This is a genomic window from Affinirhizobium helianthi (genome assembly GCF_042680945.1).
Lineage (GTDB): Bacteria > Pseudomonadota > Alphaproteobacteria > Rhizobiales > Rhizobiaceae > Neorhizobium > Neorhizobium helianthi.
On record NZ_JBHUEQ010000013.1, the window covers coordinates 28323 to 55012 of the forward strand.

Here is a 26690-nt window from a genome sequence, read left to right on the forward strand (position 1 = left end):
CGCCAGATCCGAGGAAAAATTCATGTCATCGCATATCATGTCAGCCTTTGATGAAGAGCTGAAATACCTGAACCGCCGCATCTCCGAGATGGGTGGCCTTGCCGAACAGATGTGTGCCGATGCCGTGCGCGCGCTGGTCAATGCCGATGGCGCCCTGGCGCAGAAGGTCATCTCGGATGATGTGATCCTGGATACGGCCGAGCGCGAGATCCAGGAAAAGGCGATTGTCACCATCGCCAAGCGTCAGCCCATGGCGTCGGACCTTCGCGAAATCATCGGCACGCTGCGCATTGCAGCCGATCTCGAGCGTGTTGGCGATCTTGGCAAGAACAATGCCAAGCGCGTCATGGCGGTGCAGGGAACGGGCGTGCCGCGCAAGCTGGCGCGGGGCCTCGAACATCTGTCCGAACTGGCGCTTGTCCAGCTCAAGGAAGTGCTGGATGTGTTTGCCAATCGCTCTGCGCAGAAGGCCGAGGCCATTCGCCAGCGCGACGAGGAAATCGACGCCATGTACACCTCGCTCTTCCGCGAGCTTCTGACCTACATGATGGAAGATCCGCGCAACATCACCACCTGCACGCACCTCCTGTTCTGCGCCAAGAACATCGAGCGCATTGGTGATCACGCGACCAATATCGCCGAAACCATCTATTATATCGCGACGGGTGCGCAGCCGCAGGGCGAACGTCCGAAGGACGATACGTCCAACACGCTTGGCGCTGTGACCGAATAAGCGCGTCAGGCCGGAGTACGAAAAAGCCATGCTGCCCAAAATCGCTGTTGTCGAGGACGAGGAGGCGCTGAGCGTCCTCCTGCGTTATAACCTCGAGGCCGAAGGCTATGAGGTTGAAACCATCCTGCGGGGCGACGAGGCGGAAATCCGCCTTCAGGAGCGCGTTCCGGATCTTCTGATCCTGGATTGGATGCTGCCCGGCGTGTCCGGCATCGAGCTGTGCCGCCGGTTGCGCATGCGCCCGGAGACCGAGCGCCTGCCGATCATCATGCTCACGGCCCGCGGCGAGGAAAACGAACGCGTTCGTGGCCTTGCGACTGGCGCCGACGATTACGTGGTGAAGCCCTTTTCGACACCGGAGCTTATGGCGCGGGTGAAGGCCATGCTGCGGCGGGCAAAGCCTGAGGTTCTGTCCAGCGTGCTGCGCTGCGGCGATATCGAGCTTGATCGTGAAACGCATCGCGTGCATCGCAAGAGCCGGGAAGTGCGCCTGGGTCCGACAGAGTTCCGCCTGCTGGAGTTTCTCATGGCGTCACCTGGCCGTGTTTTCTCCCGTTCGCAATTGCTGGATGGTGTCTGGGGCCACGATATCTACGTGGATGAGCGTACGGTTGATGTGCATGTCGGCCGTCTGCGCAAGGCGCTCAACTTCTCCAACATGCAGGATGTCATCCGCACGGTGCGCGGTGCCGGCTATTCCATGGAAGCTTGAATTTCCAATGTCTGCAAAGCAGCCCGGTGCCTGGAGCATGTTGCGCAAAAGCGTGCAGCGGTTTTGCGCTAACAACATGCGGTGAAACAAAAACTTAAAGCGTGGGGAGCGGATCCGAAAGATCGCGACACGCTTTAAAGATGCCGGGTATTTCTTTGGCAGCGTTATGGCAGGCACAAAAAAAGCGGGCACATGTCCCGCTTTTTTAATTTCATGTCTTTCGGCTTGTATCAGCCGCGAGCGACAGCGTTGGCGGCTCTGCGACGCTCATTCACCGGCTGATAGGCCATACGGGCGTGATACTTGCAGTAAGGCGAACCGTCGCAAGCTTCCGCGCCGCAGAAGTGGAAATCGTCCTTCAGCGGGTCGCCAACCGGCCACTTGCAGGTGCGCTCGGTCAGTTCCGTCAGGGTCAGGCGGCGGGCCATAGGCACAACCGAATTTCCAACCGTTTCCAGAATTCTCGGTTCCGATGCGGACGCCTCGATCTCGTCCTGCATGGCCGCGATATCGGCTGGGCGTGGCTGGCGCAACGGCGCCTGGGAGGCCGGGCGGGCAGCAAAGCTTGCCGGGCGCTGCTGCGGGGCCGCAGGGCGCTTCGGTGCGCGTGTCGGGGTTGCAGTGCCGCCTGCTTTCACGCGGCCCGGCAGGTTCAAGCGATGGACCTTGCCGATCACAGCGTTGCGGCTTACACCGCCCAGTTGCGCCGCAATCTGGCTGGCGCTCAGGCCCTCGGCCCATAGCCTCTTTAACTTCTCGACACGTTCGTCTGTCCAGTTCATGCAGTCTCTCCGCCTTGAGCACGCATAAAAGACAGAATCACTCACCGTTGCGACAAATATAATTCGTCGCATGTACTACATCTATACTTTCGGTGACTAGTTCCGCCGCATGCAGTCTAGTAATTGATGATTAACCTAATAGGCGGTGGACTCGGTGGCAAGAGTCGGCGGAATCGCAGCGAATCGATTTCCGGGTTTTCCCCAACTTGCTTGACAACAGAGTCATTTTTGCCACAGCGATTCAACCGTGAGTCACGTCTGCGCACCTATGCTGAAATGCCCTTAATTCCCAGCGATTTGTTGACACGCGCGGATGAAATGCCGATAGTGCCCACGCCGTCCACTGGGGCGGCATTTTAATTTTACGCGGCGCATGCCGCACACCGTTTGAGACAACTGCCCAAGGAGTGATGTCGCCATGGCTGAAGCCGCGCTTTTCGACACGTTTGCAAGGGCTCCGCTGCGTTTTGTGCGCGGTGAGGGCGTCTGGCTCGTGACGGAATCTGGCGAGCGATATCTCGATTTCGGCGCTGGCGTGGCCGTCACCTCGTGCGGTCATGCGCATCCGCATCTCGTCGGTGCGTTGAAGGATCAGGCAGATAAGGTCTGGCATCTTTCCAACCTTTACGAGATCCCGGATCAGGAGCGCCTGGCGCGCCGTCTGGTGGATGCCACTTTCGCGGATAAGGTGTTCTTCACCAATTCCGGTGCGGAGGCGCTGGAATGCGCCATCAAGACTGCGCGGCGCTACCACTATTCCAAGGGGCATCCTGAGAAGTTCCATATCATCACCTTCGAAGGTGCCTTCCATGGCCGCACGATTGCGACCATCGCTGCTGGCGGTCAGGAGAAGTATCTGGAAGGCTTCGGCCCCAAGGCGCAGGGTTTCGATCAGGTGCCGTTCGGCGATCTGGATGCGTTGAAGGCTGCCATTACCGAAAACACGGCCGCCATCCTGATCGAGCCGATCCAGGGTGAGGGCGGTATCCGCGTCGTGCCGAAGGAATTGCTGAAAGAACTGCGTGCGCTTTGCGATAGCCACGGCCTGCTTCTGATGTTCGATGAGGTGCAGACGGGCGTTGGCCGCACTGGCAAGTTCTTTGCGCATGAATGGTCGGGTGTTGCGCCAGATATCATGGCGGTTGCCAAGGGTATCGGCGGCGGCTTCCCCTTCGGTGCCTGCCTTGCCACAGCAGAGGCGGCATCCGGCATGAAGCCCGGCGTGCATGGCACCACCTATGGCGGCAATCCGCTGGCCATGGCTGTTGGCAATGCCGTTCTGGATGTCGTTCTGGGCGATGGTTTCCTGGAGCATGTGCGCGATGTCGCGCTGGTGTTCCGCCAGGGTCTCGCAGCCTTGAAGGATCGCTTCCCGCATGTGATCGAGGATATTCGCGGCGAAGGGCTGATGCTCGGCATCAAGGCGCGCGTCCCGGCGGGTGAGCTGGTCACGGCCATGCGCGAGGAGCATATTCTGGGCGTTCCCGCGGGTGATAACGTCATCCGTCTGCTTCCGCCGCTGGTGGTCACTGCGGAAGAGGCGCGCGAAGGCATTGCCCGCATTGAGCGCGCAGCGGAAAAGCTACATAACGAGCAGTTGAAGAAGTCGGCCTGAAGCCGGCAGGTTTTGAGCGAAACGGGCCGCCGGACGGCGCCTCAATAGCCCATCGGGGCTCAATGGATTGTATCATGGCATCTCCGAAGCATTTTCTCGATTTCTCTGCCGTCTCCGCCGGTGAGTTGCGCACCATTCTGGATGATGCACGCACCCGCAAGCAGGCCACCAAGGCTGGCACCGCGGATAAGCCGCTGGCGGGCAAGATGCTGGCCATGATCTTTGAAAAGCCGTCCACGCGCACCCGCGTCTCCTTCGATGTGGGCATGCGCCAGCTGGGCGGCGAAACGCTGTTTCTCTCCGGCACGGAAATGCAGCTTGGCCGCGCTGAAACCATTGGCGATACGGCCCGCGTTCTGTCGCGCTATGTCGATGCCATCATGATCCGCACCACGGACCACACGCGCCTGCTGGAATTGGCAGAGCATGCAACGGTTCCGGTCATCAATGGCCTGACGGATGAGACCCATCCCTGTCAGATCATGGCGGATCTTCTGACCTATGAAGAACATCGCGGCCCGGTTGCTGGCAAGACATTTGCCTGGACGGGCGATGGCAACAATGTGCTGCATTCTTTCGTCGAAGGTGCTGCGCGCTTCGGCTATCGCATGAATATGGCCGTGCCGCTGGGCTCCGAGCCGCTGGACAAGTACCTGAACTGGGCACGCAACAATGGCGGCGATATCATGCTGTGCCATGATGCGGAGCGTGCCGTTGAAGGTGCGGATATGGTCGTCACCGATACCTGGGTCTCGATGAACCAGGAGCATAAGGCCCGTGGCCATAACATCTTCCAGCCATTCCAGGTGAATGAGCAGCTGATGGCAAAGGCCAATAAGGATGCCCTGTTCATGCACTGCCTGCCCGCCCATCGCGGTGAGGAAGTCACCGATGAGGTTATCGATGGCCCGCAGTCTGTGGTCTTCGATGAGGCGGAAAACCGCCTGCATGCGCAGAAGTCTGTTCTGGCCTGGTGCTTCGGCGCGATCTAGAGCCTTTCCAGAAAAAGCGGTCTCCGGTTTTCCGTCGGGAAATGCCTCTGGCCAAAGCAGAACCGGATCGTCGGCACTTTGCCGTCTGCCTTGATTTCGGCAGGCGGCATTCCCATGTGTCGGTCTTCAAATGCTGCCTCCGTTTTCCGGGGCGCGATCCAACACAAAAATCGTCGGCCTGTTTCCATACTTACAGCGCCCTGCGTCCTATATGGCGCACAAAGGACGCTGTAACGCTTTAAATTTGCTGCATAATTTTTGCCTTAAAATCGGGTTCGATTTAAGGAATTATGCAGTAAGCGGTTCCGCTGAGGCGCCATATGTGCGAAATGGAAAGCTCCGGCGCGAAGGAGTCAAGTCATGGCAGAAGCCACCGTCGATCTCAGTGAACTTCAACTTGCAGGCGATGATCGCGTTGTCCCCTTCCAGGTGGAAGGTCTGGATGTGCGCGGCCGTGCGGTGCAGATGGGCCCGCTTCTGAACCAGATTCTGGGACGTCACGATTATCCTGCGCCCGTTGCGCGTCTGCTGGCCGAGGCCATTGTCCTGACCGCGCTCATCGGCACGTCCTTGAAGTTTGAAGGCCGCTTTACCGTGCAGACCAAGGGCGATGGCCCGGTCGATCTCCTGGTGGCGGATTTCACCAGCCCGCAGAACATGCGCGCCTATGCCCGCTTCGATGAAGCGGCGCTGGATGCTGCGGTGAAGGCAGGCAAGGTTTCGCCGACCGAGCTTATGGGCCACGGCGTTCTGGCCTTCACCATCGATCAGGGCCATGGCATGCAGCCCTATCAGGGCATCGTGCCGCTCGATGGCTCGTCTCTGGAAGAAATTGCCGGTGTCTATTTCCGCCAGTCAGAGCAGATCCCCACCAAGGTTCGGCTGGGTGTCGCGGAATTGTTCGATCGCGATGCCGATGGCAAGGCCCGCCATGCCTGGCGTGCCGGTGGTGTTCTGGCGCAGTTCCTGCCGGAAGCGCCGGAGCGGATGCGCCAGCCGGATATCCACGGCGGCGATGGCGATGAGCGCGATGCGGATTTCGTCGAGGATGACGCCTGGGCCGAAGCCAGCATGCTGGTGGAAACGGTGGATACGGACGAATTGACCGATCCGCAGGTGGGCATTGAACGGCTGCTCTATCGCCTGTTCCATGAGCGGGGCGTGCGGGTCTATGAGCCGCAGATCGTCATGGATCGTTGCAGTTGCTCGCGCGACAAGATCAAGGGCGTGCTGGGTGGCTTCTCGGCAGAGGAGATTGAGGAGAGCCTCGAGAACGGCGAAATCTCCGTCACCTGCGAGTTCTGCTCCACCACCTATCGCTACGATGCTTCGGAATTCAAACCGAACTGACCACACTGCCTGATGCCGGTCTCCGGTGCCGATAATCCCGCCTCACAATGGCCAAGGCTTTTGCGTTGGCCATGGTGAGACGGGCGGGCTCGGCTTTTCCGCAGGCCTGCTGGAGCCGCGCGAGATGGCGGTTCCCTCCACGCCCGTCATCGGCAAAGCAGTGTTCGGGTAGGTGTATAGCTGCTGAGAGCCGCCCAACCCCATCAACCACTTAGCATTTTTCCATACGCCAGCCCCAAAACCTGTGTTTGAATTTGGCCGTTCCGCAACGGTTACACCAGCAGGCGTGCTGGCGATGCGGGGCCGGCGCGGGTGTGAGGGGCAAGACGCAAAACCCTCATGTCCGGGTGCGCGGAAAATGGTCTCCCTCTGGCGACAACGGAGGAAGCGGTCAGGCGTCGGACGTCAGCCTGCCTCTTCATCTCCGAAGGAGCGCGCCGGGCGTGCCTGTGCGGCACACATGGGGAGTGGTGAGGGTCAGGCTTCGCCGTCTGTAGTCCGGCCGGTTTCGGTCAGGCGGCGGTCAAAGGGCTTCCCCATCATTCCAGGCAGAGAGACCGGAGTCGCGTGCAAAAACCGCTGAACGGGGCGCTGAAAGGTGTCACTTATAACTACCCATACGAGGCAGCTTTCAGCGCCCCGGCCTGACAGTCTCTATGCCACGGGTTCACTGAACCGCGTGACTATTGGCGCATGCCGCCGGTTTTTTGAAAAGCGATAAGCTCGCGAAACAGCATGAACTCCGAAGTCTCAGAGCTTCAGTTCAGCGTGCGCAGAAGGCCGGGGGAATCCAGCGAGAAGGCCGGAATATCGACGATGAAGGTTTGCCCGTCATCGGTTTGCATCTGGTAATGGCCGAACATCATGCCGGATGGCGTGTCGAGCGGGCAGCCGGATGAATATTCATAGGTATCGCCCGGCTCCAGCCGCGGCTGCTCACCCACCACACCGGGGCCTTCCACCTCATCGACAACACCGTTTTGATCCGTGATGTGCCAGTAGCGGTGCATCAATCTCACAGTGTGAGAGGAGTGATTGGCAATAACAACCTTGTAGCCCCAGACGTAGCGGTTCTCATCTGGATCGGACTGATCCTCCAGATAATAGGGCTCCACCTCGACTTCGATATCCTTCGTCCGTGCACGGTACATGTGCCATACCTCATTGCGTAGAAGGGATATCGTACAGGTCGGGCGCAAGGTCAAGAAATGCGCCCGCTCCAGAAGCCGTGAACCCCCTAAATTTGACGGTTAATCCTAACCGTCAAGGTAAACATGTCAGTTGGCGACCTTCGACAGCGCCTGCGCCAGATCGTCGATCAGATCGTCCGTGTCCTCGATACCGCAGGAAATGCGCAAGGTGCCAGCGGAAATGCCAAGCTCTGCCCGCGCTTCGTCGGTCAGGTTCTTGTGTGTGGTTGTCGCTGGATGCGTGATCAGGCTCTTGGCGTCGCCCAGATTGTTGGAAATCTTCACCACCTCCAGCGCATCCTGAAGCGCGAAGGCTGCATCCTTGCCGCCCTTCAGCTCGAAGCAGACCAGCGTTGAGCCGCCGGTCATCTGCTTGGCGATGATATCGGCCTGCGGATGGTCCTTGCGTCCCGGATAGATGACCTTGGCCACCTTGCCCTGATCGGCCAGGAAGTCGGCAAGGCGCGCCGCAGTCTGCGTCTGCTGCTTCACGCGCAGCGGCAGTGTTTCCAGACCCTTCAGAAGCGTCCAGGCATTGAAGGGAGACATGGCCGGCCCGGTGTGGCGGAAGTAATCGTGCAGGTTCTCATTGATCCAGTCCTTGCTGGACAGAACGATGCCGCCGAGGCAGCGCCCCTGGCCGTCGATGTGCTTGGTCGCGGAATAGACGACGACATGCGCGCCCAGTTCCAGCGGCTTCTGGAAAAGCGGTGTTGCGAAAACATTGTCGACCACCAGCTTGGCGCCGATCTGGTTGGCAAGCTTTGCCACGCCGGCAATATCCACCACTTCCAGCGTCGGATTGGTCGGGCTTTCCAGGAACATGACCTTGGTGTTGGGACGAATGGCGGCTTCCCAGTTTTTCAGGTCGCGACCGTCCACCAGCGTGCATTCCACGCCATATTTGGGGGCAAGCGTTTCCACGATGTAGCGGCAGGAGCCGAACAGGGCGCGGGCTGCAACAATATGGTCGCCTGCCTTGACCTGGCAAAGAATGGCAGCGGAAACGGCGGCCATGCCGGATGCGGTAGCGCGGGCGTCTTCAGCCCCTTCCAGCGCAATCATGCGCTTTTCGAACATGTCGTTGGTGGGGCTGCCATAGCGCGCGTAGATGAAGCCGTCGGTCTCGCCCTTGAAGCGGGCCTCTGCGGATGCCGAGTTTTCGTAAACGAAGCCCTGTGTGAGAAAGATTGCTTCGGATGTCTCACCGAAAGGCGAACGCAGCGTGCCTTCGTGAACGAGCTTGGTTGCCGGGCGCCAGGTCTTGCTCATATGCGTGTCCCATTCCACAAACAAAAAAAACCGGTCGCAGACGGACCGGTTTTGCACCCGGTCCTTTTAGCCACTTGTTTAACGTGGCTGCAAGCCGACCGGCCAAATCACCACGGGATAAGTCTCGCATACGCCGATAGAGAGCTTGCGTCAATTCCCCGCTTTTGCTTTTGTCCCCCGATTAAGGAATAGGTTCAATGGAACGTAAAGCTGGCATTTTGGCGGATCGCGCGATCGGCGCACTTTTTGAGGCGGGCAAGCTGAAGAGCGAGGCTCAACTGGATGCCGACCAGATCCAGCCGGCCAGCCTCGATCTGAGGCTCGGCTCCAAGGCGCTGCGCGTTCGCGCCAGCTTCATGCCGGGCCGCAATCACACGGTTGCCGACAAGCTGGAGCGGCTTACCCTTCACGAGATCGATCTTGAACAGGGCGCGGTGCTTGAAACGGGCTGTGTCTACATCGTGCCGCTGATGGAAAGCCTGGATCTTCCAGCCGAGCTTTCCGCCTCGACCAATCCGAAGAGTTCGACGGGGCGCCTGGACATCTTTACCCGCGTGATGGTCGACTACGCCCAGGAGTTCGACAAGATCCCGGCTGGCTATTCGGGGCCCCTCTATCTGGAAATCTCGCCGCGCACCTTCCCGGTCATCGTGCGCCGCGGTTCACGCCTGTCGCAGATCCGGTTCCGTGTCGGCCATGCGCTGCTCAGCGAAGCGGAAGTTCTTGCCCTCCACCATGAAGAGACGCTGGTGGCGAGCGAAATGCCGAATGTTTCCGGCGGCGGTATCGCGCTCTCGATCGATCTCAAGGGGGCAGGGCCGGATGGCCTGATCGGCTATCGCGGCAAGCACCATACTTCGGTGATCGATGTGGATCGCAAGGCGCAGCATGATGTGCTGGATTTCTGGGAGCCGCTCTACAGCCGTGGCCGTGACGACTTGATCCTCGATCCGGATGAGTTCTACATTCTCGTGTCGCGCGAGGCGGTTCACGTACCGCCGCTCTATGCGGCGGAAATGACCCCCTATGACCCGCTGGTCGGGGAGTTTCGCGTGCATTATGCGGGCTTCTTCGATCCGGGCTTCGGCCATGCCGCAGCAGGCGGTACTGGCAGCCGTGCAGTCCTTGAGGTCCGCAGCCATGAGGTGCCGTTCATTCTCGAACATGGGCAGATTGTCGGCCGTCTGGTCTATGAGCACATGCAGGAACGCCCGCAAGGCCTCTACGGTTCAAGCCTCGGTTCCAACTATCAGGCGCAGGGCCTCAAGCTCTCGAAGCATTTCCGCGGGTAAACCAGCCCGCTCGGTTTTTGCTTGAAATGCCAATGGTCCTGATGCTAATTCTCAGGCCCTGTCATGCGGGTGTAGCTCAATGGTAGAGCAGCAGCTTCCCAAGCTGAATACGAGGGTTCGATTCCCTTCACCCGCTCCAGCCACTCGTAGTCTCAATCCTTCATCACGCTCGAGCGGGCTGCTAACACCAACAGGCATGGTTCCGTAACGGATCGGCAACCGGAAAAGCCGATGGCTGTACATGCCGCCTGTTCGCCAGATCGCGCTTAATGGCGTGGCATTATCTGGCCAGCAACTGCTCCTCGCGGTACGGGGTTTGTCGCATGGGCTACTGCCCGCCTTGTGGAGGATTAGCGACGTTCCCAGTATTTTACCATCGCAGCCGCAACCATGGCAGCTCCTGTCCGGCTAAGGTGGTTGTCATCGAATAGAAGCGGCTTACCCTCGACAACCAGCCTGCATCGCCTCTCATGGCAAAGGGTGTCAGCTGGATCAAAAACGCTGACATGATCATGTCTTGCGGCCAGAGTGCTGAGTTGATGGTGAGCAACTGCACTGTATCTGTAATGCTCCTCCAACGTGACAGCAAGAGTATCGACTTGACCAACCATCGCGAGTCTGGCGGCAGCTTGGGGTATGCTTACCCCCGGGATCTCTGGATTAGACGCAATGAGTACGACATTCTTTCCTGCTGCTGCGAGGGCTGCTACTGTCTGTGTTAGCCCCGCCAACAAGTCGCGTTCACCCGGCGAGTTCATGTAAAACTCGTAGTAAGCAGCCAGAAAAACGGTCTTGATGTTGTGTTTGTTGACGAGATACTCAACTGCCTTCTCAGTGAAGGCCTCGCAGCCCTTTTGTAGTGGAGCTTTAAAATTGAGGGCCGGTGGGCATGACGAGTAGGTCACGCCTAGGATGGACCGTCCCTGCTTTGCCAGATGTGCGCCTATTGCTTCACCAAGCTCTACGCCATGGCTGTCACCCCAAATAGCAAATTCGGGCGTTGCCGCTTGATCCCCGTAACGACAGGACTGCTCAAGGGGTGGATTGAATGCATCCGTTCTATGGCAGGTGGGTCGGCGTGAGCTATAGTCGTTTGCACCGGCGGCATAGGCAATGACATCCTCTGGCAAACGAGCAGGGACGCCTTGCCAATGATGGATGGCGACACCCGCCGCCGCCGCGGTGCAAGCGCAGGCGGTTAAGTATCGAGCAATCGTCCGCTTAGATTCGATTATTGGACGTTCAACGTAACGATAGCTCAAGATACTTATGGCCATGCATGCAAGCAACAGCGCCAAAGTCTCCAAAACATCGGGCGATTGATCCAATGTGAGGGTGCGGTAAAACACTAGCAGCGGCCAGTGCCAAAGATAAAGGCCGTAGGAAATCAGACCGATATTTTGCAGGAAAGAAAGTGAAAGTAGCTTCGAGCAGGTTGATGCGTTGGCCTTTGGCCAGATTACGAGCGCTGCTCCGAGGCAGGCATAGCTGGCATTGAGTCCGGGAAAGAGGTCTTGCTGACTTATTGTAAAGGCGCTCCATCCGATCAGGATGAGGCCCATTGCGGAAAGCGTCTCCCCAATTTTTGCCGATGAGATCTTGGGCATGAAGGCAATCAATGCTCCCAGACCAATTTCCCATGCGCGTGGATGAGGGAGATAGAAAGCGGCCTTCGAATTGTCGCTTGTCTGCCATACGGCATAGATGAAGCCCAGCATGACTGCTGCGGCCAGCGTCATCCGAAGTACGCTCTTATTTGCAACCAGCCTTAACCCCACGAGCAAGATAAGCGGCCAGACGAAATAGAATTGCTCCTCCACCCCAAGAGACCAAGTATGGAGGAGGGGTTGCGTTTCGGCAGCCTGATCAAAATATTCGGTGTTGTGATAGAAATAGAGATTTCCAAAACCCAGCGCGGCGTAGGCTGCGCTTTTAGCCAGTTCAGCGTATTCGGATGGCATCAAAAATAGCCACCCAAACGCTAGAACCGAAGAGATCATCAGGATCAGAGGCGGCGCGATTCGCTTGATACGACGACGGTAGAAGTCGGAAATTGTGAAGGTGCCTTTTTCGAGGCGGTTTAACGCGTGGAATGTGATGATGTATCCGGAGATCACAAAGAAGACGTCAACACCCGTAAAGCCGCCTGGCAACCATGTCGCGCCGAAATGATAGAGAATGACACTGAGGACGGCGACTGCGCGCAGTCCGTCTATATCCGGTCTGTACGTTGCGGGATGACCAAGGGCCACCGGCTTCATCGTCTGGAACACAAAGTCTATCCGAGTTGCAAAGTTGAAGGCTTTAGCCTCCTTCAAACGAGGAGACAAGCGCAGGCCCGGATCCGTGCATAGCCAAGAGCTGGCGATTCCAGTTCGCATTAAATTAGGACGGCCAGCGTGTTCTCGCGGCAACAACGTGACGTCAATCTGTCGCCCGACCCCGTTCTAAAGATAACGGCGGTCGCGTCCTGGTCCGCTTTTGACAGAGCCGGGGAAATCTGTCCACCGAAGTTGTGGATGCAGACATGAATGAAGCCTTCAACCATATGAGGGCTCTTCAGGTTCAGGCGCAGTTCACCATGCAGTCTTCCTGTCAATCGCCAGCTCGAACTCTGCCTTAATCACTCCTTCATCTCGGTCGCGCCGCTCGGTCTGTGCGATGTCTTGCTCCAGAAGAAGGGCTTTTTTCGCAGTTCATTGGCTGCGCGCCATGCGGCTCCGGAAACCATCAGCCAGTAGAGCGGCAGTGCCAGCCATTTCCAGCCGATGCGGCGCTTCTCCTCGCCGATCATGCAGCGGAAGCCAAGCGCCAGGAAGACGCCATAGCTTGCGACCACATTGATGAGATCGAGAATTGCCATCAGATGTGGCGGCTGGTCCGGCTCGAAAAGCAGGTGGCCCGTAAAGGTGAGAAGAAAGATCGGCAGCAGAGGGTGAAGTAAGGCTGAGACGAGCATGCCGCCGATCATCAGTTGAAAAATCAGCATGGGCCCAAGCCCCATCTCGCGGATCGCAGTCCAGGGGTGGCGCATCACCACCAGCCAGGTTTGAAACCAGCCCTTGAACCATCGGGTCCTTTGTCCCAGCCACACGGCGTAGCTGGTCGGTGCATCTTCGAGTGTCTGGTATCGAAGCGTCTGCGAACGGTAGCCGCTGCGGAAGAGACGCATTCCGAGATCCGCATCTTCCGTAACGTTGAAGGGGTCCCAGCCTCCCACCTCGCGCAGGACTGTGGTGCGGAAGTGATTGGAAGTTCCTCCGAGTGGCAGCGGCATTTTCATCCATGCCAGCATTGGCAGTATTCCACGGAAAAGGGCTGCATATTCCATGGCAAACAAGGCGCTGACGGTGCTTTCTCCGAGATTGGCGATCACAAGGGGCGCCTGGAGGCAGGCGACCTCCCTGGGCACGCGGCGAAAACGCTGGTGCGCCTCCAGCAATTGCTTGGGATGCGGTCGATCCTCCGCATCGTAAACGGCAACGAATTCACCGCGCACACTGCCCAGTGCATAGGAAAGCGCTTTCGGCTTGGTGCGGGGCTGAAAGGCCGGGACTTCAACGACCTCAAAGTGCGGCGGCAGATCGATCGATGCCAGCGCATCCAGTGTTTCCCGATCATCCGCCTCGCAGACCAGCTTGATATCCAGCAGCGAGCGGGGCCATTCCAGCCGGTCCAGATTGCGGACAAGTTGCGCGACCATGTCACCCTCCCGATAGAGGGCGACCATGACACTATATCTCGGCAATGACCGCGGAAGATCGATGAATGCAGGGGGTGGAGCCTGTTGACGCACGAGGATCAAAGCAAGGCAGCGCAACATCAAGGCAAGGAAATAGATGCTGGAGAGAAGGATGTGCAGGAGAGGAAAAAACAGCCCCGGATTGCTCATACAGGCAATCAGCACCGTGGCCAACACCATTCCGGCAAGCATGCCCTGCTTGCCGGTTGCAACAATGCGGGCGGAAGCATCTGGCAAGGTTTCGAAAAGCTCGAACACGACGGAGCGCACTCTGCGACTTGCTCCTGCTGCCCAGACGGCCCGTCGCACTGCCGAAGGCGTGGTGATGACCATGCGGTGATGCAGGGAAGGCGTTGTCCGCAGGCGGTGGGCCAAATGCTCCAGTTGCGCCGCGTGCGGCACGATGGCAATGACCGGCGCAGACACATCGTCGCGAATTCGCAATTGCGAGGGGGTCTGCAATTGTGTGTCGAGGCCCTCCATGTCCTGCACTGCCCCCTCCGGTATATTCGACAGAAAAGGCAATCCGAGCAGGTCCGCGAAAGCCCCGTAATAGGCATCCTCACGCATGTAGCCCTGTTGAAGAAGTTCTTCCTCCAGGGACGTCCCATGAAGAGACGCCTGTGTTGCGAGGCGCCTTATAAGAAGTTCCGGAAGGCCGAGAAGCGCCATTGCCGATGTCTCGGACTCGCGAGAGTCTTCCACCAGAGTGAGGAATGCAGGCTTCGCCGACGTGGTCCGACGGTGCAGCCCCGGCCTATCTGCCAAACCTGGATATTCCCCCAAGAGCGTCAAACTGGTACACCACACGGAAACCGGCTGGCCGGCCTACCCCCACCGGACGACAAGGATTGCACTTAATGCTATTGATCCAAAGAATCCAGGGATATCTAAGGTTTAGTATCTCCTTGATAAGTCTGGCTTTTCTGAGCTTTCTCGCGCATACTGCGCAGGCGGCGGAGAATGCGGGATCCCTGTTGATTCTGGCCGATCCGAACGAGCGTTTAAGCAAACCGGACCTGTCTGCCCTGCCTCGTTTGCGGATCCTCACCACGGCAGATTTTCCGCCTTTCAACTTTGTCGATCAGACGAACCGGCTTGCGGGCTTCCATGTGGATCTGGCACGGGAAATTTGCCGGGAGCTTGCAATCGAGTCCAAATGCCAGATTCAGACAGTGCCCTTTGGCGATCTGCAGGCAACGCTTGAGGCGGGCAATGGAGAGGCTGTCATGGCGGGCATCGCCGTCTCCCCGCAGTTGCGGCAGAAATTCGCCTTCTCCCATCCCTACCTGATGTTGCCTGCCCGTTTCGTCACATCCCGCACGGCGGACCTTTCCGGGCCGGCGGATATGGCATTGGCAGGCAAGCCCGTCGGCGTTGTGGCAGGCACCAGCCATGAAAAAATGCTCGCCGCCTTCTTCCCGAAGGCAAAGCCCGCGCCCTTCGAGGACCAGGCGGCCATGCTCACAGCGCTGAAAGAGGGCAAGGTCACGGCAGTCTTCGGCGACGGATTGCGCCTGCCGTTCTGGGTTGCAAGTGCGGCATCGGAAAAGTGCTGCAGGCTGTTCGATGGGCCTTATATTTCGGAGCGCCACCTGGGTGAGGGCTTCGCGGTCATGACACGCAAATCCGCATCGAACGCTCTTGTCGCCGCGGTGGATTTTGCCCTGTCGCAACTGGCACGCAAGGGCAAGATGCAGGAAATCTATCTCCGTTACTTCCCGAACGGATATTACTGAGGTTGGATATTTATTGGCTGGCCCAGATGATGCGCGCCATCCAGTCGATATCCTCCAGTGCGAAGCTTCTGTTCGGATGCTCCGGGTTCAAGGAGGTCAATTCGATCATCCGGGCGCTTTGGCGCAGCAGAACCTTGGCCATAACCTCGCCGTCGCGCGTTTTGACCACGACACGGTCCCCCTTGCGGACCTGAGCGCCCGGTTCCACGATGAGCCTGTCACCGTCCCGGTAGAGCGGCAGCATGGAATCGCCCTGAACTTCAAGAGCATAGACATTGGCCCGGTTCGGGATAGGTGCCGGAAACTCGACCACATCCCAGCCGTGGCCAGCCGGAAAGCCGCCATCGTCGAAAAAGCCGCCTGCACCGGCCTGTGCAAAGCCCAGCAGAGGGATCGAACTTCCCTGCGGGGGAAAGCTATCGTCCGGCGGCAAATGGTTCGAAGGAGTGAGGTAGCGCATGAACTCGTCGAGCGAGGCGCCGGTTGCTTCCAGAACCTTGGCAAGCGATTCCGTCGAAGGCCAGCGTTCGCGGCCATCAGGGCCCAGCCGTTTGGATTTGTTGAAGGAGGTGGGATCAAGACCTGCGCGCCGAGCGAGCCCCGAGGCAGACATCTGATGCCGCTCTGCCAGCTTGTCGATCGCCTTCCAGATCATCTCGTGCGATAACATGACGGTTCCCGCATCCTCGGTTGGCTGTCGATCCATCTTGTCCAAGGCAGCCTGTCTGCCGTCCCATCTCGTCACGCCTTCGTTCAAGACCATACAGTTCGGAAACGACGGCTCTGATAACCCTGCCTTCGCCATGGGTGGGGAAGTGGATCGGTTGCCCATTCAGTCAGAGTTCTAGTGAAAGACATCCGGCTCGTAAAGAGAGAAAGGAATAAAATCCTCTTTCTTGCGAAGCTGCGCGTCAAATCCGATCGGCGCACCTGCCAGAACCGGGTGTCACGCCACCTGCGCCATGGCGACCTTTCCAAGCTTGATGACGGCCTGTGTGCGGCTATCCACGTTCAGCTTGAGAAGAATGGCGGAAACATGGGCCTTGATGGTGGCTTCGGAAACACCGAGCTCGTAGGCGATCTGCTTGTTCAGCAGGCCCTCCGCCAGCATGGACAGAACGCGCGTCTGCTGAGGGGTGAGTGTCTTCAGACGTTCGATCAGTTCCAGAACCGCAGGATCTTCGTCTGCCTGCCGATCGAGCGAAGCCGGTGCCCAGATATCGCCCGCCAGCACGGTTTCAATTGCGTGGCGAATATCTTCCAGTCCGGAGGATTTGGAAATGAAGCCGGATGCGCCAAGCTCCAGGGCCCGACGCACCGTTGACGTATCGTCCGTGGCGGACACGATCATGATCGGCAGGCTGCTGAATTCCGCCCGCAGGGACATGAGGCCCGAAAAGCCGCTGACGCCCGGCATGGCAAGATCCAGCAGAAGCAGATCTGCCTCTGTGTATCGCCGTGCGGCGCTGCGTGCATCCTCGAAAGTGCCTGCCTCGATAATCTCGGCGGTCGGGGCAACGGTATCGAGCGCCTGACGTAGCGCGCCGCGAAAAAGCGGATGATCATCCGCAATGATGATGGTGAGTTGCTGCATGTTCACGCTCCCTCCCAAGAGCATGCCTGCCTCCTGAAGCCTGTCCTGTCTCCCCAGGTTTCCGGATTTGAACAAGGCAACCATAGCAAAAACATCGCCAGGATGTGGCGCTACATGCCCTTGAGATGAACTTTAGCTCTTGAGAAAGCTTCGAACAAGCCCAAGTTTTGATGGGCAATTGGCTGTCTTTTCTCAGGTTTTGTCGGGCGGCGGCCCTCCATCCTGCCGGGTCTCGCCAATGATATCCATGAAGCGGCGGAAGAAACGTTCCATGATCGACAGGGACTTCTCGACCTCTTCATCGCTCGGCAGGCCAGGAGCCGTCTTGGTTGCCTGTTTTTCCAGGGCTTCCACCCGGCGGGTCAGCTGATCCAGTTCCTGCTCGAAGGCCTTGCGCTCATCGGCAGCCATGCGGCAGATGAGTCCAGTCTGCTCTTCCCTGCAGAAGCTGACATCCCCGCTTTGGCGATCCAGCCGGATGAAGCCGTTCTGCGTCTTTTCGAGCTGATAGCGGTCCGGTCTGGCTTCGTCCTGGGCATGGCTCGCGGCGGCGCTGCAAGCCATGATGAGTCCGGCAAGAAGCAATTTTCCCGTTTCCATCGTCACGTCTCCTTGCGGTTTGCAAATCCAATGGTTGCGGCATGGACAAGCGGTCCGGTTTGCGGCAAAGCGTGAGACATATCTGCGGCAGCCATTGACCGCCGATTGTAAGCCACGAGAGTGTCAAACCAAGGAAGTGTCATGGCCACAGTTGATCGTCCTGCCCTTGTTTACAAGATCGTGCCGAAGGAATTGTGGCAGGAAGCGCAGAAAGCCGGAATCTTCCACGGAGCGCCGGTCGATCACGCGGATGGCTTTATTCATTTTTCGACCGCCCGCCAGGCGCGCGAGACCGCCAGACGCCATTTCAAGGGGCAGGCAGATCTTCTGCTGGTCGCGGTTGAGGCTGAGAAGCTTGGCGAGGCATTGCGCTATGAGGTCTCGCGGGGCGGAGACCTGTTTCCGCATCTTTATGCCGCCCTTCCGCTCACCTCTGTTGTCTGGACGAGGCCCTTGCCGATAGGTCCGGATGGCGATCACGAATTTCCGGAGGATTTTGCCTGATGCCGATTTTCGATCTCACCCGTGCAGCACTTTTCATGCTCGATCCAGAGCAGGCGCACGGCGTATCCATCGCGGCATTGAAGCACGGTCTGGTTCCTTCCGTGCACATTCCGGACGATCTGCGGCTGCATGTGAAGGTGGCCGGCCTGGAATTTCCCAATCCCGTCGGGCTTGCAGCCGGTTATGACAAGAATGCGGAAGTGCCCGAAGCCATTCTTCGACTGGGTTTCGGTTTCACGGAGGTGGGTACGCTGACGCCGCGCCCGCAACAGGGTAACCCGAAGCCGCGCATATTCCGCCTTGTGCAGGATGAGGCCGTCATCAACCGGCTTGGCTTCAACAATGAAGGGCATGATGCCGCCTTTCATCGGCTTCAGGCGCTGAAGACGCGTGGCATTGTCGGCGTCAATATCGGCGCAAACAAGGATAGCGACGACCGCATCGCCGATTATGTGAGCGGCATTCGCCGGTTTGCCAGCCTCGCCCGCTATTTCACGGTCAATATTTCCTCTCCCAATACGCCGGGGCTGCGCGATCTTCAGGCGCGGGAAAGCCTGGCCGCCCTGTTGACTGCTGTTCTGGCGGCGCGCGATGAAGAAGCGGCGCGGCTTCAGCGCTCGGTGCCGGTTTTCCTGAAAATTGCGCCCGATCTCACCGAAGAGGGGATGGATGATATTGCCGCAGAGGTGCTGGCTCATCCGCTGGACGGGCTGATCGTGTCCAATACCACGCTGTCACGTGCTGGCTTGCGGGATACGCGGCAGGCAGGCGAGGCCGGAGGGCTTTCCGGCAAGCCGCTGTTCTATCGTTCGACGGCGGTTCTGGCACGCATGCGCAAAAGAATAGGTCCCGACCTTCCGATCATCGGCGTGGGCGGTGTCTCATCTGCCAAGACGGCATTGGAAAAAATCCGGGCAGGCGCTGACCTGGTACAGCTCTATTCCTGCATGGTCTATCGCGGACCGGGCCTTGCAGGCGAGATCGTGCGAGGACTGTCGGCTGAGCTGGATCGGCTGGGCATGACGTCGCTGCGGACGTTGCGAGACAGCGCGGTTGATGAATGGGCCGCCGCAAAGCTGGAATAGCGCCGTCTTCGCCAACCAAATCTTTACGCTGTTGGTGTTTACTGTCAGGGCAGGCAGACCTGTCATGGCGGTGTCACACATTTGTGTTGGCGGAACTTGAAATTCCGATGTATCCTCACAAGATGTTACACCTTGTAACACGACGAAGGAGGATACGCATGCGACTGCATCTTAGCCTACCCATCGCAACATTCGGCGTTCTGATTTTCAGCGTTCTGGTCCTGCGTGCCGGTATCTGGCTCATGGCCCCGGGCGCCTGATTGCTCAAATCGTGCCGCGATCCGTCAGATTGGCTTTCAACGGCGTGGTGAACCAAACGTGCTTTTGATTTTGCCCGGAAGCAGAATGGCCAGCAGGCCGCCGCGGAAGGCGAGAAACAGGTTGAGGCTGATCCAGAGACCGTAATTGCCGAAGGCCGGAACCAGAGCTGCGAGGCAGACGATATAGCCCAGCAGCGAAAGCAACATCATGTTGCGCATTTCCCGCGACCATGTCGCCCCGATGAAGACACCATCAATCTGGAATGCCAGTGCGCCCGTCACGCCGGTGAGCGCTGCCAGGGGCAGATAATGATCCGCTATATCCCTGACCTCCGATGAGGTGGTCAGCATGTGGATGAGTGGCGATCCGATCACAAGGAACAGCGCGGCAAGAAGCGTGCCCATGGCGAGCGACCAGATGCCTGTGAGGAGCAGCGCGCGGGCGAAGCCCGGCCGATAGCCAGCCCCGACGGCCCGGCCGACCAGTTGCTCGGCGGCACCTGCCAGACCATCTAGAAAGAATGAGCACACCAGGAATATGTTCATCAGTACCGCATTGGCGGCAAGAGTGACGGCACCCTGGCTTGCTCCCATGCGTGCCATCAGCGCGAAGGAAAAATTCAACACCAAAGAGCGGATGAGGATATCCGAATTGAGCCGGAAGAGTGCCCCCAGTTTCGCACGGTCGAAGAGTTCGCCGCGACGGGGCCTTTGCCGATTGCGCATGCGATGGACGATGACGAGCAGGCCCGCCACCATGGCGACTACTTCGGCTGCGCCGGTGCCGAGCGCAATGCCCGCAATGCCCCAGTCCAGCCAGAGACCGAAAAGCAGGGTGAGAAAGACGTTTGTGCCATTGAGCAGGATTTGCAGCTTCAGGCCAAGCAGGCCTTCGCCGCGCCCCAGCACGTAGCCGAGAATGGCGAAATTGGCGAAAGTGGCCGGGCTGCTCAGCACGCGTATGGCGAAATAAGTCCGCGTTGTCTCTACCACATCAGTCTCGTCGCTCATCAGCGGAGGGGCAAAGCGCCAGATCAGCGGCGCAAGGCACAGCATGATGACCCCGAGGCCGAGCGCACCGATCAGGGCGCGCAGCAGAACAGCATATTCTTCCCTCTCATCGCGGCGTCCAAATGCCTGGGCCACCAGCCCTGTGGTGGAGGTTCTGAAGAAGCTGAGGCTGCCGAACAACAGGTCGAAAATGATGGCGCCGATGGCGAGCCCCGCCAAGGCCGCCGGATCACCCAGACGTCCCGCCACGGCCGTATCCGTCAAGCCCAGCAGAGGTGTCGTGAGGTAGCCGAGCGTCATGGGAACGGCGATGGAGAGCACCAGCCGGTTCGTGACATCAAAGCCGAGAGGCTGTTTTTCCTCTGTGGTCATAAACTCTCATCAGGAACATGCCCGGACACGATTTTCCGTCAGGCAGACAGAACCATGGCCCAATAGGGCCTCATGGTGCTACCGGACCGTGCCATAGCCACGCCGACATGAGAATAGCTGCCGAGCATGTTTTCGAGGTGCTTCTTGGAATCGATCCATGCCTGAACCGCTTCTGCCACCGTTGCCTGGCCACTTGCGATGTTTTCGGCTGCCGGCAGCGGCACGTCATTGCGCTTCATGCGCGTGCCGAAACTATCGCCGAAGCCGATGAGATGGGTCATCTGGTTGGCCTTTGCCATGCGAACGGCCTGCTCGGCCGCCGCGCGCCCGGTTGCGCTGCTGGGCGCCAGGGCGGAAAGACCGTGCTTCTTGCGCAGCTCGTTGACCAGAGGCAGGGCAGCACGCGTATCGTCCGTTGCGCCATCCACATTGACCGGGCCGCCTGTGGTGACGCAGCCGCCCAGTGTCAGAAGAGCGCCACCGGAGAGGATGAGGAGGCTGCGGCGGGAAGTGCTATGGAATGTCATGGGCGTCTAGCGTCTGTAGCTGAAAATGCGAAGGATGATGAAGGCCGGGATCACGATTACGGCGCCGGCAATCAGGTAGTCACCGACCGCGCCCAGCGCATGGAAGCCGCGATACCAGAGATCGAGAACGAAATTGCGAATGCCATAGACGATATCCCAGGGGTGAATATCGAAAACGGCCATGACGAAGCCCACGATCAGCGAGACGACGATCAGTTTCACGATTGTGCGTGCAGGGGAATCGCCCAGCATTCGGTTTATCTGATCAGACATCCAGCAGTCCTTTGGTCTTCGGGCTCTATGCCTGGCACAGATATGATCTTGTGCCTTGCATCGCAAGTTTGTGCGCGTCGCTCTCCGATAGAACTTGAGTTTTTTTGTGGCTTCGTTCAGAAGCGCGCCACCCCAACGGATCGATTGCGCTTATGAGCCAGCACCAGTTCTCCTCCGGCGATGTCATTGCTGACCGCCGCGCCGATTATGCCCGCATGCTGGCGGAGGCGGGAGATCACGCCGCTGCGGCAGAACTCTACGAACAGGCGCTTGAACTCGTGCCCGACTGGGTGGCCGGATGGGTGCTTCTGGGGGATGCCTGCCAGAAGGCGGGCAAGGTAGAAGCTGCCATTGCCGCCTTCTCTCGTGTTGAGGCCATGGATGAAACGGGCCTGTTCGGCGCGAGCCTCAAGCTTGCAGCCCTTGGCGCGGCTCCGGTGCCGGAAACGCCGCCCTCAGCCTATGTCGAAGGGCTTTTCGACGACTATGCCGACCGTTTCGAAACCTCGCTAGTGGACAAGCTGAACTACAGCGTGCCGCAGAAGCTGTTTTCGCTGGTGCAGAGACATGCGCCATTCGAACTGACGATTGACCTGGGCTGCGGAACCGGGCTGTTCGGGCTTGAGGTGGCGCGTGCCACCAGTCGGCTGGAAGGCTTCGACATTTCTGCCAACATGCTGGTCAAGGCCGAGGAAAAATATCTCTACCACCATCTGGGGCAGGCAGACCTTTCGGACGCGCTGCTTGCCGGTGAAAGCCTGTTTGCCGAGGGGCTGCCGCGCCGCCGTGCCGACCTTGTATCGGCTGCGGATGTGCTGATGTATATTGGCAGCCTGGAGGTGACCTTCTCGATTGTGACGGACCTGCTGAAACCGGGAGGGTTTTTTGCCTTCTCGGTTGAAGATGGCGGCGAGGCGGACGATGGTTTTACCCTTCAGCCCTCGCTGCGCTATGCCCATACCCGGCCTTACGTTCTGGATGTCCTGAGCCGGACCGGCTTCGAAGTGCTGGAAGAGTTGCGGACGGACATTCGAAAGGATGGCGGAAAAGATGTCTTCGGCATCCTGTTTATTGCGCGCTTGAGCCTGTAGAATATAGGTTTCTTGCAATTTCCGTCAGTGCTTCTGTCCTATCTTGCATCTCGTGATGGTGCGCCGCACAATGGCCCGCGACATCAGAGATTGAGACGGCGGCACCTATGGCTTTGGGATTTTACAGCGCGGATCCTTCCCGGCACACACTGGTTGAAGACACGCAGGGCCTTGTGACAGGCGCACTGGTGTCCGGGCTTGGCTTTTACCTGCTGAACCGGGTGGGATTGCTGACCGGCGGAACGGCTGGCGTGGCCTTCCTCATCCATTACGCGCTCAATATCTCCTTCGGCCTGCTGTTTTTCATCGTCAACCTGCCTTTCTACTATCTTTCCTTCAAGCGGCTGGGCCTTGCCTTCTCCGCCAAGACCTTTGTTGCCATCGGGCTGGTTTCGGTCATTACGGAGCTGGAGCAGCGCTATCTGCTGATCGGCTATCTGCACCCCTTCTGGGGTGCTCTGATGGGGGGGCTTCTTCTGGGATACGGGCTGCTGGCGTTGTATCGCCATCGCGCAAGCCTTGGCGGCGTCGGTATTCTGGCCATTTATGTGCAGGAGCGCTTCGGCATTCAGGCGGGCCTGATCCAGCTCGCCTTCGATGCCTGTGTCATGGCAGCCGCCTTCCTTCTGCTTGAACCGCAGGTGGTTTTCTGGTCCATTATCGGCGCGGTGGTGCTGAACCTGTTCCTGGCGATCAATCACCGTTCGGATCGATATATCGTGGTACGCTGATGGCAAATCCGGCCCGAGGAAAAACGCCTGCCGGTTTCTGGGCCTCCAGTGCCGAGCAGCATTCCCTCATCGAAGACGCGCAAGGCGTGATCGCTGGCTCCATGCTGGCCGCGCTGGGTGTGACTTTGCTGGCCTCTGCACATCTTCTGATCGGCGGCACGGCGGGTCTGGGCTTCCTGATCCGCTATTCGACCGGCCTCAGCTTCGGCGTGGTTTTCTTTGCGCTGAACCTGCCGTTCTATTGGCTGGCCTATCGACGGCTTGGCCTTGCCTTCACGATCAAGACTTTTCTTGCCGTTGCGCTGACCTCGGTGCTGACGGAAGTGCTGCCGGGACTGATCCCGATTGGCGGGATTAACCCGCTGGTGGCAGCGCTTTTTGGTGGCCTCTTGATTGGAACCGGCATGCTGGCGCTGTTTCGCCATCGTGCCAGCCTTGGCGGTTTCGGCATCCTGGCGCTTTATCTGCAGGAAAAGCTGGGTTGGCGGGCAGGCTTTGTGCAATTGGCGCTTGATGGACTGGTTCTGTCGCTCTCCTTCTTCGTTGCCACGCCCTTCACCATTCTTTGCTCTGTGATTGCCGCTGTAACGCTGAACCTGACACTGGCGATCAATCACCGCACAGACCGTTATATCGTGCGATAAGCCTCTTCTTTTTCACGCGGACATCATTACCTTCTGCTGCGTGAAGAAAGCCGCCGCACCCTTAGAAGATAAATTGCCTGACCTTCTGCCTCGCCCGTTCCAGACATGGTTTGCGGAAAAGGGGTGGCAGCCGCGCGCCCACCAGATGGAGCTTCTGTCTCGCGCCGCATCCGGCGAGAACATGTTGCTGATTGCGCCAACCGGGGCGGGCAAGACGCTGGCCGGCTTTCTGCCTTCGCTGACCGATCTCACCCGGCGGGGCAAGATCCCTGCCGGTTCCGCCTTTACCGGCGTGCATACGCTCTACATTTCACCGCTAAAGGCTCTGGCTGTCGATATCGAGCGGAACCTGATGAAGCCGGTGGCGGAAATGGCCCTGCCGGTGACAATCGAGAACCGCACCGGCGATACACCACAGGCCAAGCGCCAGAGGCAAAAAACCAACCCGCCGGATATTCTGCTCACCACGCCTGAGCAATTGGCGCTCTTGATTGCCAACAAGGAGGCGGAGCGCTTCTTCAAGGACCTGAAATATGTGGTTCTGGATGAGCTGCATTCTCTCGTCACCTCCAAGCGCGGCCATCTTCTGTCCCTTGGTCTCGCAAGGCTTCGCAGGCACGCGCCGGAGCTTCGCACCATTGGCCTCTCGGCAACCGTCTCCGATCCCATGGATCTGCGCCGATGGCTGGTGCCGCAAGGAGAAGAGCCAGCGCCACCGGCCGGACTTGTGCATGTGACCGGCGGTGCAGCACCCGACATTTCCATCATGACGACGCAGGATCGCATTCCCTGGTCCGGCCATGTGGCGACCTATGCCATTCCTGCCGTTTATGAGGAGATTAAAAAGCACAAGACGACGCTGATCTTTGTGAATACGCGCTTTCAGGCGGAGCTGCTGTTTCAGGAACTCTGGACGATCAACGAGGACAATCTGCCGATTGCGCTTCACCACGGCTCTCTGGATGCCGGGCAAAGGCGCAAGGTGGAAGCGGCAATGAGCGCCAACCGGCTTCGCGCCGTGGTGGCCACCTCCACGCTCGACATGGGGCTTGACTGGGGCGATGTCGATCTTGTCGTGCATGTGGGGGCGCCCAAGGGGGCATCGCGGCTGGCACAGCGCATCGGTCGCTCCAATCACCGCATGGATGAGCCGTCTAAAGCCATCCTCGTTCCCGCCAATCGCTTTGAGGTTATGGAATGTCAGGCAGCGCTGGATGCCAATTATCTCGGCGCGCAGGATACGCCGCCCGTGGGCGAAGGGGCGCTGGATGTGCTGGCGCAGCATGTGCTGGGCATGGCCTGTGCCGAGCCCTTCGATGCGCTTTCGCTCCATGAGGAGATCACCAGCGCCTTGCCCTATGCAAGCCTTTCCTGGGAAACCTTCGAGAGGATTGTCGATTTTGTAGCGACAGGTGGTTACGCGCTCAGAACCTATGAGCGTTATGCAAAGATCCGCAAGACGAAGGAGGGACGCTGGCGCGTTTCCAATCCTCAGATTGCGCAGCAATACCGCATGAACCTTGGCACCATTGTGGAAGCCACGGAACTGAATGTGCGCCTCGTCAAGCGCAACCAGCTAGGCTCCGTGGGGCGGGGCGGGCTCTCGCTTGGCAAGGTGGAGGAATATTTTCTCGAACAGCTGGTGCAGGGGGATACCTTCCTGTTCTCAGGCAAGGTGCTGCGGTTTGAGGGCATTCGCGAGAATGAATGCCTCGTCACCAATGCCTTCACGCTCGACCCGAAGATACCCGCCTATGCGGGCGGCAAGTTTCCGCTTTCCACCTATCTGGCGGATCAGGTGCGCGCCATGCTGGCCGATCCTTCCCGTTGGCATGTGCTGCCCGATCAGGTGCGGGACTGGCTGGCGATCCAGCAGGAAAAATCCATGCTGCCCGCCCGCGACGAGTTGCTGATCGAGACTTTTCCGCGGGGAAACCGCTTCTTCATGGTGGCCTACTGCTTTGAAGGGCGTCTGGCACACCAGACGCTTGGCATGCTTTTGACGCGGCGTCTGGAGCGGGCGGGTGCGCGACCGCTGGGTTTCGTGGCCAATGATTATGCGCTTGCCATCTGGTCTCTGAACGATATGGGCGAGATGATCGACAGTGGGCGGATATCCCTTTCCGATCTGTTTGACGAAGACATGCTGGGCGACGATCTGGAGGCATGGCTTGCGGAAAGCTTCATGCTGAAGCGCACCTTCCGCCAATGCGCCGTTATTGCCGGACTGATCGAGCGAAGGCATCCCGGCAAGGAGAAAACGGGTCGGCAGGTCACGGTATCCACCGACCTCATTTATGACGTTTTGCGCAGCCATGAGTCCGATCATATTCTTCTTGAAGCGACGCGAAGGGATGCGGCATCCGGCCTTTTGGACATTGGCCGCCTTGGCGCTATGCTGGAACGAATCAAGGGCCATTTGCGGCATCGTCCGCTGACACGCGTTTCCCCGCTTGCCATTCCGGTAATGCTGGAAATCGGGCGGGAACCTGTTGCGGGCGAAGCGCAGGAATTTGTGCTGGAAGAAGCGGCGGATGACCTGATTGCCGAGGCGATGGGCTGAACAACGAACGCATCAT

At 58.8% G+C, this 26690-nt stretch carries 24 protein-coding genes, 1 tRNA gene, 1 pseudogene and 1 riboswitch; of the genes and pseudogenes, 15 read left to right on the plus strand and 11 right to left on the minus strand.

Annotated elements, in window-relative coordinates; genetic code table 11:
• The first annotated feature begins 22 nt into the window (after window positions 1–22).
• Together phoU and phoB are read left to right on the plus strand one after the other, a co-directional pair.
• Window positions 23–733 (plus strand): phosphate signaling complex protein PhoU, encoded by a 711-nt coding sequence (gene phoU, locus ACFSE1_RS07380; RefSeq protein WP_377398652.1) that lies wholly within the window; start codon window positions 23–25, stop codon window positions 731–733.
• Between the two features lie 28 nt (window positions 734–761).
• Window positions 762–1445, plus strand: a complete 684-nt coding sequence (gene phoB, locus ACFSE1_RS07385; protein WP_377398655.1) for a phosphate regulon transcriptional regulator PhoB — start codon at window positions 762–764, stop codon at window positions 1443–1445.
• 230 nt (window positions 1446–1675) lie between these two features.
• On the opposite strand, the gene ACFSE1_RS07390 is transcribed toward phoB, so the two are convergent.
• Window positions 1676–2299 (minus strand): GcrA family cell cycle regulator, encoded by a 624-nt coding sequence (locus ACFSE1_RS07390; RefSeq protein WP_377398658.1) that lies wholly within the window; start codon window positions 2297–2299, stop codon window positions 1676–1678.
• A gap of 346 nt (window positions 2300–2645) precedes the next feature.
• Here ACFSE1_RS07390 and ACFSE1_RS07395 point away from each other — a divergent pair, with 346 nt between their 5' ends.
• From ACFSE1_RS07395 to ACFSE1_RS07410, 4 genes and pseudogenes are all read left to right on the plus strand, one after another.
• Window positions 2646–3842: an aspartate aminotransferase family protein gene (locus ACFSE1_RS07395; protein WP_377398661.1), complete on the plus strand. Its 1197-nt coding sequence runs from the start codon at window positions 2646–2648 to the stop codon at window positions 3840–3842.
• Between the two features lie 74 nt (window positions 3843–3916).
• Window positions 3917–4834 carry an ornithine carbamoyltransferase gene (gene argF / locus ACFSE1_RS07400; RefSeq protein ID WP_377398664.1) on the plus strand — a complete coding sequence of 306 codons (918 nt, stop codon included), beginning with the start codon at window positions 3917–3919 and terminating at the stop codon, window positions 4832–4834.
• Window positions 4835–5194: 360 nt separating this feature from the next.
• Entirely contained in the window at window positions 5195–6184 is a 990-nt protein-coding gene (locus tag ACFSE1_RS07405) for an Hsp33 family molecular chaperone (RefSeq protein WP_377398667.1), read from the plus strand.
• Between the two features lie 18 nt (window positions 6185–6202).
• Window positions 6203–6356: pseudogene (locus ACFSE1_RS07410) on the plus strand (thiazole synthase); the annotation flags it as partial.
• Between the two features lie 586 nt (window positions 6357–6942).
• Here ACFSE1_RS07410 and apaG read toward each other — a convergent pair.
• A complete protein-coding gene (apaG, locus tag ACFSE1_RS07415; protein WP_377398670.1) occupies window positions 6943–7335 on the minus strand; it encodes a Co2+/Mg2+ efflux protein ApaG in 393 nt (130 codons plus the stop codon).
• 126 nt (window positions 7336–7461) lie between these two features.
• Window positions 7462–8646, minus strand: a complete 1185-nt coding sequence (locus ACFSE1_RS07420; RefSeq protein ID WP_377398673.1) for an O-succinylhomoserine sulfhydrylase — start codon at window positions 8644–8646, stop codon at window positions 7462–7464.
• A gap of 45 nt (window positions 8647–8691) precedes the next feature.
• A riboswitch (SAM riboswitch) is annotated at window positions 8692–8770 on the minus strand.
• Window positions 8771–8843: 73 nt separating this feature from the next.
• Between ACFSE1_RS07420 and ACFSE1_RS07425 the strand changes: the two genes are divergently transcribed.
• Together ACFSE1_RS07425 and ACFSE1_RS07430 are read left to right on the plus strand one after the other, a co-directional pair.
• Window positions 8844–9938, plus strand: coding sequence for a 2'-deoxycytidine 5'-triphosphate deaminase (locus tag ACFSE1_RS07425; RefSeq protein WP_377398676.1), 1095 nt, complete (start codon window positions 8844–8846; stop codon window positions 9936–9938).
• A 65-nt stretch (window positions 9939–10003) separates the two neighbouring features.
• Window positions 10004–10077, plus strand: a tRNA-Gly gene (locus ACFSE1_RS07430).
• A gap of 211 nt (window positions 10078–10288) precedes the next feature.
• On the opposite strand, the gene ACFSE1_RS07435 is transcribed toward ACFSE1_RS07430, so the two are convergent.
• Both ACFSE1_RS07435 and ACFSE1_RS07440 read right to left on the minus strand, forming a co-directional pair.
• Window positions 10289–12211, minus strand: a complete 1923-nt coding sequence (locus tag ACFSE1_RS07435) for an acyltransferase family protein (protein WP_377398679.1) — start codon at window positions 12209–12211, stop codon at window positions 10289–10291.
• Between the two features lie 350 nt (window positions 12212–12561).
• Window positions 12562–14448 carry a glycosyltransferase family 2 protein gene (locus ACFSE1_RS07440; protein ID WP_377398683.1) on the minus strand — a complete coding sequence of 629 codons (1887 nt, stop codon included), beginning with the start codon at window positions 14446–14448 and terminating at the stop codon, window positions 12562–12564.
• A 92-nt stretch (window positions 14449–14540) separates the two neighbouring features.
• On the opposite strand from ACFSE1_RS07440, the gene ACFSE1_RS07445 reads away from it, so the two are divergent.
• Window positions 14541–15419: a transporter substrate-binding domain-containing protein gene (locus ACFSE1_RS07445; protein WP_377398686.1), complete on the plus strand. Its 879-nt coding sequence runs from the start codon at window positions 14541–14543 to the stop codon at window positions 15417–15419.
• Between the two features lie 10 nt (window positions 15420–15429).
• Here ACFSE1_RS07445 and ACFSE1_RS07450 read toward each other — a convergent pair whose 3' ends face one another.
• From ACFSE1_RS07450 to ACFSE1_RS07460, 3 genes are all read right to left on the minus strand, one after another.
• Window positions 15430–16089, minus strand: coding sequence for a LexA family transcriptional regulator (locus ACFSE1_RS07450; RefSeq protein WP_377398812.1), 660 nt, complete (start codon window positions 16087–16089; stop codon window positions 15430–15432).
• A gap of 276 nt (window positions 16090–16365) precedes the next feature.
• A complete protein-coding gene (locus ACFSE1_RS07455) occupies window positions 16366–17013 on the minus strand; it encodes a response regulator transcription factor (protein WP_377398815.1) in 648 nt (215 codons plus the stop codon).
• A gap of 192 nt (window positions 17014–17205) precedes the next feature.
• Entirely contained in the window at window positions 17206–17613 is a 408-nt protein-coding gene (locus ACFSE1_RS07460; RefSeq protein WP_377398689.1) for a hypothetical protein, read from the minus strand.
• A 141-nt stretch (window positions 17614–17754) separates the two neighbouring features.
• On the opposite strand from ACFSE1_RS07460, the gene ACFSE1_RS07465 reads away from it, so the two are divergent.
• Entirely contained in the window at window positions 17755–18117 is a 363-nt protein-coding gene (locus ACFSE1_RS07465; RefSeq protein ID WP_377398692.1) for a DUF952 domain-containing protein, read from the plus strand.
• Window positions 18117–19202, plus strand: coding sequence for a quinone-dependent dihydroorotate dehydrogenase (locus ACFSE1_RS07470; protein WP_377398695.1), 1086 nt, complete (start codon window positions 18117–18119; stop codon window positions 19200–19202). Before ACFSE1_RS07465 ends, ACFSE1_RS07470 begins: the two co-directional genes overlap by 1 nt.
• A 296-nt stretch (window positions 19203–19498) precedes the next feature.
• Here the strand turns inward: ACFSE1_RS07470 and ACFSE1_RS07475 are convergent, their stop codons facing one another.
• From ACFSE1_RS07475 to ACFSE1_RS07485, 3 genes are read right to left on the minus strand one after another with little or no spacing between them, the layout of a single operon-like run.
• Window positions 19499–20845 carry an MATE family efflux transporter gene (locus ACFSE1_RS07475; RefSeq protein WP_377398698.1) on the minus strand — a complete coding sequence of 449 codons (1347 nt, stop codon included), beginning with the start codon at window positions 20843–20845 and terminating at the stop codon, window positions 19499–19501.
• Window positions 20846–20883: 38 nt separating this feature from the next.
• Window positions 20884–21372 (minus strand): CAP domain-containing protein, encoded by a 489-nt coding sequence (locus tag ACFSE1_RS07480; protein ID WP_377398701.1) that lies wholly within the window; start codon window positions 21370–21372, stop codon window positions 20884–20886.
• 6 nt (window positions 21373–21378) lie between these two features.
• A complete protein-coding gene (locus tag ACFSE1_RS07485; RefSeq protein WP_377398704.1) occupies window positions 21379–21645 on the minus strand; it encodes a DUF6460 domain-containing protein in 267 nt (88 codons plus the stop codon).
• Between the two features lie 152 nt (window positions 21646–21797).
• Here ACFSE1_RS07485 and ACFSE1_RS07490 point away from each other — a divergent pair, with 152 nt between their 5' ends.
• From ACFSE1_RS07490 to ACFSE1_RS07505, 4 genes are all read left to right on the plus strand, one after another.
• Window positions 21798–22736 carry a class I SAM-dependent DNA methyltransferase gene (locus ACFSE1_RS07490; RefSeq protein ID WP_377398707.1) on the plus strand — a complete coding sequence of 313 codons (939 nt, stop codon included), beginning with the start codon at window positions 21798–21800 and terminating at the stop codon, window positions 22734–22736.
• Window positions 22737–22843: 107 nt separating this feature from the next.
• The gene (locus ACFSE1_RS07495) at window positions 22844–23467 is read left to right on the plus strand and encodes a YitT family protein (protein ID WP_377398710.1); all 624 of its coding nucleotides are present in this window, start codon (window positions 22844–22846) and stop codon (window positions 23465–23467) included.
• On the plus strand, window positions 23467–24111 hold the full coding sequence (locus ACFSE1_RS07500) for a YitT family protein (RefSeq protein ID WP_377398713.1): 645 nt from the start codon (window positions 23467–23469) through the stop codon (window positions 24109–24111). Before ACFSE1_RS07495 ends, ACFSE1_RS07500 begins: the two co-directional genes overlap by 1 nt.
• Window positions 24112–24184: 73 nt before the next feature.
• Window positions 24185–26674: a ligase-associated DNA damage response DEXH box helicase gene (locus ACFSE1_RS07505; protein WP_377398716.1), complete on the plus strand. Its 2490-nt coding sequence runs from the start codon at window positions 24185–24187 to the stop codon at window positions 26672–26674.
• Window positions 26675–26690: the final 16 nt, after the last annotated feature.